The sequence below is a fragment of the Mycobacterium sp. UM_Kg27 genome (assembly GCF_000972905.1).
Lineage (GTDB): Bacteria > Actinomycetota > Actinomycetes > Mycobacteriales > Mycobacteriaceae > Mycobacterium.
Genome location: NZ_JRMM01000393.1, coordinates 1 through 217, shown reverse-complemented (window position 1 = coordinate 217; position 217 = coordinate 1). Strand labels below are relative to the sequence as shown.

At 66.8% G+C, this 217-nt stretch carries 1 pseudogene; it reads right to left on the bottom strand.

Features of this window, described 5'->3' with window-relative positions:
* Positions 1-217: pseudogene (locus LI94_RS21790) on the bottom strand (DDE-type integrase/transposase/recombinase); the annotation flags it as partial.

Below are 217 nucleotides of genomic sequence, written 5' to 3'. Positions count from 1 at the left end.
ATCCGTAGGTCTTCGCGGGTGGCCCAGCGGTGCCGGTCCAGGACGTTCTTCTGCAGCAAGCTGAAGAACGACTCCATGGCGGCGTTGTCGCCGGCGGCGCCGACCCGGCCCATGGAGCCGACCATGTCGTAGTGGTGCAGTGCGGCAACGAATTTCCGGCTTCGAAATTGCGACCCGCGGTCGGTGTGCAGCACACAGCCGGCGACATCGCCGCGGC